The organism is Eubacterium sp. MSJ-13 (assembly GCF_018918235.1).
In the GTDB taxonomy this organism is placed as follows: Bacteria; Bacillota; Clostridia; order Lachnospirales; family Lachnospiraceae; genus Butyribacter.
Map to the genome: position 1 here is coordinate 1 of NZ_JAHLQE010000086.1, position 5,660 is coordinate 5,660.

At 33.7% G+C, this 5,660-nt stretch carries 6 protein-coding genes; 3 read left to right on the forward strand and 3 right to left on the reverse strand.

All coding sequences use genetic code 11. The features are described from left to right. The first annotated feature begins 202 nt into the window (after positions 1–202). The 3 genes from KQI69_RS05220 (at position 203) to KQI69_RS05230 (ending at position 3,382) form a co-directional block, all read left to right on the forward strand. Positions 203–937 (forward strand): ABC transporter ATP-binding protein, encoded by a 735-nt coding sequence (locus KQI69_RS05220; RefSeq protein WP_216564290.1) that lies wholly within the window; start codon positions 203–205, stop codon positions 935–937. After that, a complete protein-coding gene (locus tag KQI69_RS05225; RefSeq protein ID WP_216564291.1) occupies positions 930–2,210 on the forward strand; it encodes an FtsX-like permease family protein in 1,281 nt (426 codons plus the stop codon). Before KQI69_RS05220 ends, KQI69_RS05225 begins: the two co-directional genes overlap by 8 nt. Positions 2,211–2,377: 167 nt before the next feature. Then, positions 2,378–3,382 carry an ABC transporter permease gene (locus tag KQI69_RS05230; RefSeq protein ID WP_216564292.1) on the forward strand — a complete coding sequence of 335 codons (1,005 nt, stop codon included), beginning with the start codon at positions 2,378–2,380 and terminating at the stop codon, positions 3,380–3,382. 113 nt (positions 3,383–3,495) lie between these two features. Here the strand turns inward: KQI69_RS05230 and vanS are convergent, their stop codons facing one another. The 3 genes from vanS to KQI69_RS05245 all read right to left on the reverse strand — a co-directional run. Continuing rightward, positions 3,496–4,569 (reverse strand): vancomycin resistance histidine kinase VanS, encoded by a 1,074-nt coding sequence (gene vanS, locus KQI69_RS05235; RefSeq protein WP_216564293.1) that lies wholly within the window; start codon positions 4,567–4,569, stop codon positions 3,496–3,498. Between the two features lie 80 nt (positions 4,570–4,649). Next, positions 4,650–5,366, reverse strand: a complete 717-nt coding sequence (gene vanR, locus KQI69_RS05240; protein ID WP_216564294.1) for a VanR-ABDEGLN family response regulator transcription factor — start codon at positions 5,364–5,366, stop codon at positions 4,650–4,652. Positions 5,367–5,449: 83 nt separating this feature from the next. After that, the coding region (locus KQI69_RS05245) for a GHKL domain-containing protein (protein ID WP_216564295.1) at positions 5,450–5,660 on the reverse strand (211 nt) is incomplete at its 5' end.

Here is a 5,660-nt window from a genome sequence, read left to right on the forward strand (position 1 = left end):
TAATAACAATATATAGTCTAACGGCTTTCTAATAAACCACTTTTTCAGTGCTCTCCTTGCTGTGGGGAGGAAAGTCTCGGGAATAAGGAAGAGGATGCACAATAAATTAATTTAACAACTGAATATTGACTATTCTTCATAGGAGCTTGCCAGTTGAAAAAGTTAGGAAAGTATTTATATATAAGTTTTGCGAGGAAAAATAATGAATAAAAATAATGAAATAATGAGCGACAGGTTTTATTATAATAGTGAGAAAAGGCATAGTGATGAGATAATACTATCATGTGATGATATTTCAAAGACATACGAAAATGGCAATTCTCTTACTAATGTCTTGAAACATGTAAGTCTTGAAATTAAAAAAGAATCGATAAATATGATATACGGAAAAAGTGGAAGTGGGAAGACGACACTTTTAAATATTCTTGCTGGTATTGATACGGCATCACAGGGAAATGTGTATTATATGGGAAATAGATATAATTCGATGAAAGAATCCAAATTAGCAAAATTAAGAGGAAATAATTATGGCTTTGTATTTCAGGCATATCATCTGATACCTCGTATCAGTGTTGAAGAAAATATATTATGTCCTGCTTATATCAACGGAAAAAAATATGACAGAGAGTATTATTATTTTTTATCAAAGGAATTAGGAATAGAAAAACTGAGAAAGAAAGTATCATATCAATTGTCTGGTGGGGAACAACAGCGAGTGGCAATAGCTAGAGCGATGCTTTTGAACCCCAAAATAGTTTTTGCGGATGAGCCGACGGGAAATCTTGATTCAGAGAATACAAAGATTATTACACAACTGTTTTGTAAACTTAATAAAGAATATAAAACTACCTTTATAATAGTTACGCATGAGGAAAATCTTATAGAGAATTGTACGCAGATAATTCGTATAAAGGATGGTGAGATTACAATTGAATAGTGTAATATTAAGATATTTAAAATTGACAGCTATTATGATAAAGAATGAGAAAAAACTGATAATGCTGTCTCTTTTTTCTATTATCGTTGGGTGTACATTTATATTTACTGTCGGCTCATTGAGTGACACGATAATAAAAACAAAACAAGATGAGGTATTAAAAAGGTATGGAAATTTTCTTGCTGTAGTGCCTGGTATCGACAGTGAAAGAGAACAGGAAATAAAAGAAGATTGTGGTGATTTTGAGTATAAACATTTTGGCGTGCTCGGAAATGTGAAATATAAAGATAAAGAAATCACAATGGGAGTGATGAAAGAGGACATGGGAAAAAATCTTGCATTTAGACTGATAAATGGAAGATGGGCAGCTAAATCGGATGAGATAGTCATTGAAGAATATCTGTTATCGTTATTTTGTGCGGAGGAAAAGAAGTTACCATTTAATGTCTCATTAACAAAAGATGGCGAGAAAAAAATTTATAAGGTTACGGGAGTTATTTCAAATTATTCATCATTTATATCAACGGATTATGGTGAGTATGTAAAAACAAAAATATATCCTTCGATAATATGCCCACAAAATAGCGATGCAGAAGTTAAAAATTCTCTTGTTATAACACAGAAAAAAGTTGATTTTAAAAGGGCAAAGAGTGATATAGAAAATGTATTGTTTGGGAATATTTCAGAGGATATCATGTGTGTTAATGAAAAAATGTATAGCTATGGTTATAATGATAATGAGGATATGATAAGCACAAAGACATTTTATCCTGTTCTGATAGTTATTCTGCTTTTGATAGAACATATAGTGTTGATAAATGCATTTGTAATTCGTAATAAAATAAGTTTTTCTTTGTTTAGGACATTTGGCATGACACAAAAGGACTGCAAAAAAGTAGTTTTTTATATAATGCTTGTAATAACTGCAATCGGAATGTCTGCCGGTTGTATATTGGCTGTTATTATTGGAGTTACATATATAAAAAATGTTTTTAACGGTTATGCCGGATATTATCTTAGCTCACTGGTCGGTGCTGTTTTGTGGCAGACAGTTATATGTGCGGTTATTTTTGTATGTGCATACAGTATATGTGTAAGTAAAGACAGATTAGAAGTGTTAAAAAAGACATATAGACGACAGAATGAAAAAACAAAAAAATACCGGTTTAAAAAAATTGACATAAGTATAATTTTTGTTCAGACAATATGTATTTTTTTTGTGTTGGCATCGTTTTATTTTATCAATGTTTTTAGTGATAAAGAGAAAAAATAAATTATGATCTGGTTAGTAAAATTGATCAAGTTTCATATCCGCTGCGAGGCTATGATATTGGTTTAAATGGAGATGATTATTTTAGTTTTGATGAGTTAGAAATATTTGACAGATACAGGGATAAAATAAATATCTCAATAGAAGCTGAAACAAAACAGTGTTCGATTTTGCTGGATAAAGGTAATGTGGATAAATATTTCTCAGATTATATAAAAGAAAACAGTTATTATCCATCAAATGAGAATGATGTAAGTACAAAAGAAAAAAATGATACTTTATGGAAACAGGTGGCAGATAAAGCGGAAAAGTATGAACCAGTGACAGAAAATGTAATTACAGTTTTGCCGGAAAAAGAATTTCAGGCATTTCTAAAAAAGAACAGTATAAGAAAATCGGCTTTTAGTAATAGTGGTGAGAAAGCCTGCGTAGTTATCCTGCCTGATTATAAAGAGGAAGGGAAAATGTCATCACCGTCAATAAAGGAAAATGGAGAGATTAAATTAGGCGGGATAAGAGGCGATGAGAAGAAGGTAAAATTCTATTCTGAAAACTTTAAAGTCGGTGCACTGCTCAGTGGAAACAGTGAAGAATCTAGCAGTATTGAGATAGTTATGGACGAAAAGACTGCAATAAAAAGCCGAACCGTATTAGGATACAATAATATAACAATAGAAATGGACAAAAATACGGTAATGCCTGTGCAAAAGGAAATAGAGCGTGAAGTCATGTGTCTGATGGCATCCATACAGGGAGGAAGGTTGGATTCTTCGGGAGTAAAGGCTAGTGAACGCAAGCTGCTGTTAGACTATACTGCTGTTTTGAGTAAAACGATAATGGTATTTAGTATGATTATCATAGGTATCTATATAATGTTAGATATTTACATAGACTGGGAAAAACACAGATATGAATATGGTGTCATGAGAAGTTTTGGGATGAGTTATTCCAGATTACAGAGAAAACTTTTTTTACGTTACAGTAACAGCATTATAGTTGCAGGTCTGCTAAGTTTATTTTTGGTGAAAGGTGCATATATGGGTGACATGCTGTCTAAATGGCAGATTGTTATCTCTGTTTTGTTTGTGGTGATATTTACATATGTTTTAAGGGGAGTGTCGTATTATGAAAAAAGGCATGAAACGGTGAGTATGATGTTGGGGGAAGGGGAGTGATTTAACTTTTATATATGATATAATGTCGCCAGACAAAATAGATACAAGAAGTCCATACAATTCGACTTCAAAACGAAAATCGCCGATGGTGCAACATCGACGGTTTTCTATTTTCACTGCTTAAAAATAATTTCAAATGAAATGCTTTCGTTTTCACTTGCAGCACTTATCTTTCCTCTATGAAGTTCTACAATTTCTTTTGCAATAGCAAGTCCAAGTCCGGCACCGCCCGTTGATGAGGCTCTTGAGGAGTCGAGTCTGAAAAACTGTTCAAATATCCTGTTTAGTTTTTCGGGAGAGATTGTTTTTCCATGATTTTTAAAGAGGATATGTATTTCATTATCCTGCTTTGTGAGCGTACATGTTATTTCAGTGTTTTGGTAGCTGTAATTTACTGCATTACGGATAAGATTATCAAATACGCGTGACAGTTTATCAGGATCGCACATAAGATATATATCAGGTTCAATCTGAAGATTCCAGTTCAGTGCATGTTCTGATAAGATAGGGATAAATTCATTACATATCTGTTCAAGCATACGACTTAAATTGACTTTTTCAATATCAAGTTCGATATTTGTGAGATTGAAGCGTGTGATATCAAAAAATTCATTGATGAGGTCTTCGAGACGTTCGGCTTTATTAAGGGCTATAGAAGTATATTTTTGGCGTGTCAGGTTAGGAATATCAGGTTCATCATTTAACAGAGTGAGATATCCGATAACGCTTGTGAGAGGTGTTTTTAGGTCGTGTGCAAGGTAAACTATAAGGTCGTTTTTTCTCTGTTCTGCTTCTTTGGCAAGCTGCGAGTTATGAACAGCATTTTCTCTTACGGCATTAAGTTTATCCTGAATGGATTTTAAATCTTCTGAAAGAACTATTGATTGTTCAGGCTGTGTTGTGAGTTTTTTGGAGGCATACAGAATTTCATTGATATATCGTGTCCACTTTACAAGAAAAGATAATGTAACAATAAACCATGTTGTAAAACAAAGCAGACCTCCAATAAACCATTTATGATTGTCTATGGATTTAAGAAGAACATATTCAGGATCTTCAGGGTACCATACTTTACGGGAACATATCGCGGCGGCGGTGATAAATATAATGAAAACAAGTGCGATAAATCCGATTACAGTAAGCATATAACGCCTGATAAGTTTTTTTGTGAGATCATTGTTTTTCATACTGCACCTCTGTTAAATTTGTTGTATTTTTATTTTTGTATTTTCATGTATTAAGTTAGAAAAATTGAGTTTTTTACTTCTTAGTTTTCGATAGTATATCCAACTCCCCAGACGGTTTTTACATATTTTGGTTTTCTTGCAGGTTCATTCATTTTTTCGCGAAGCCTTGCAATATGTGTCATTACGGTATTGTTGCTGTCCATATATTTTTCTTTCCAGACAGCTTCAAAAAGTTCTTCAGAGGACACGACATTTCCTTTGTGTTCGCACAAATACCAGAGGATATCAAATTCAAGCGGGGTGAGGGAAATCTCTTTGTTATTTAAAAATACCCTGTGACTGCTCTTTGAAATATTTAATCCTCTTATATTATGTTCAATAGGGGCTGCGGGAGAAGTGGAATGTTCACTTTCATTTTGAGCTTTATTGTATCGGGTATAGCGGCGAAGCTGGGTTTTTACACGAGCAGCAAGTTCAAGGGGGTTAAATGGCTTGCAGATATAGTCGTCAGCACCGAGAGTAAGACCTGTAATCTTGTCTGTATCTTCGATTTTGGCAGTAAGCATGATAATAGGAAAGAAATAGTCTTTGCGTATTTGTTTGCACAGTGAAAATCCGTCGATATCAGGAAGCATGACATCAAGTATTGCAAGATCAAGTTTTTTATGCATGGCACATTCAAGGGCATCTTTGCCATTATAAAATTTAAAGACATTAAAGCCATCATTTTCAAGATATATCTGAACAAGGTCAGCAATATCTTTTTCGTCATCAACTATCATTATATTTGTACTCATGAAAAATTCCTCCGGCGGCAGTTAAGTTAAATATATACTAGCATTGGACTATCAAAATGTCAAAGGTGGAGGTGGTGCGTATTTTAATGTTTTTTGGGTGGGTGAAGCCGTTTTTTCTCATCTATTATAGGAACTACAATGGAGGTGGTGTAAGTATCTTCGGTTGATTCTATTGCGGTAGTACCAAAATTTTTTTTGACAGTTCTGTATATATTAGCAGTACCAAAGCCATGTTCAAGTGATTCAGTAGGTCTGAGGTCATCGGGAAGATTTTTTACGCTATTGCAGCAGTCG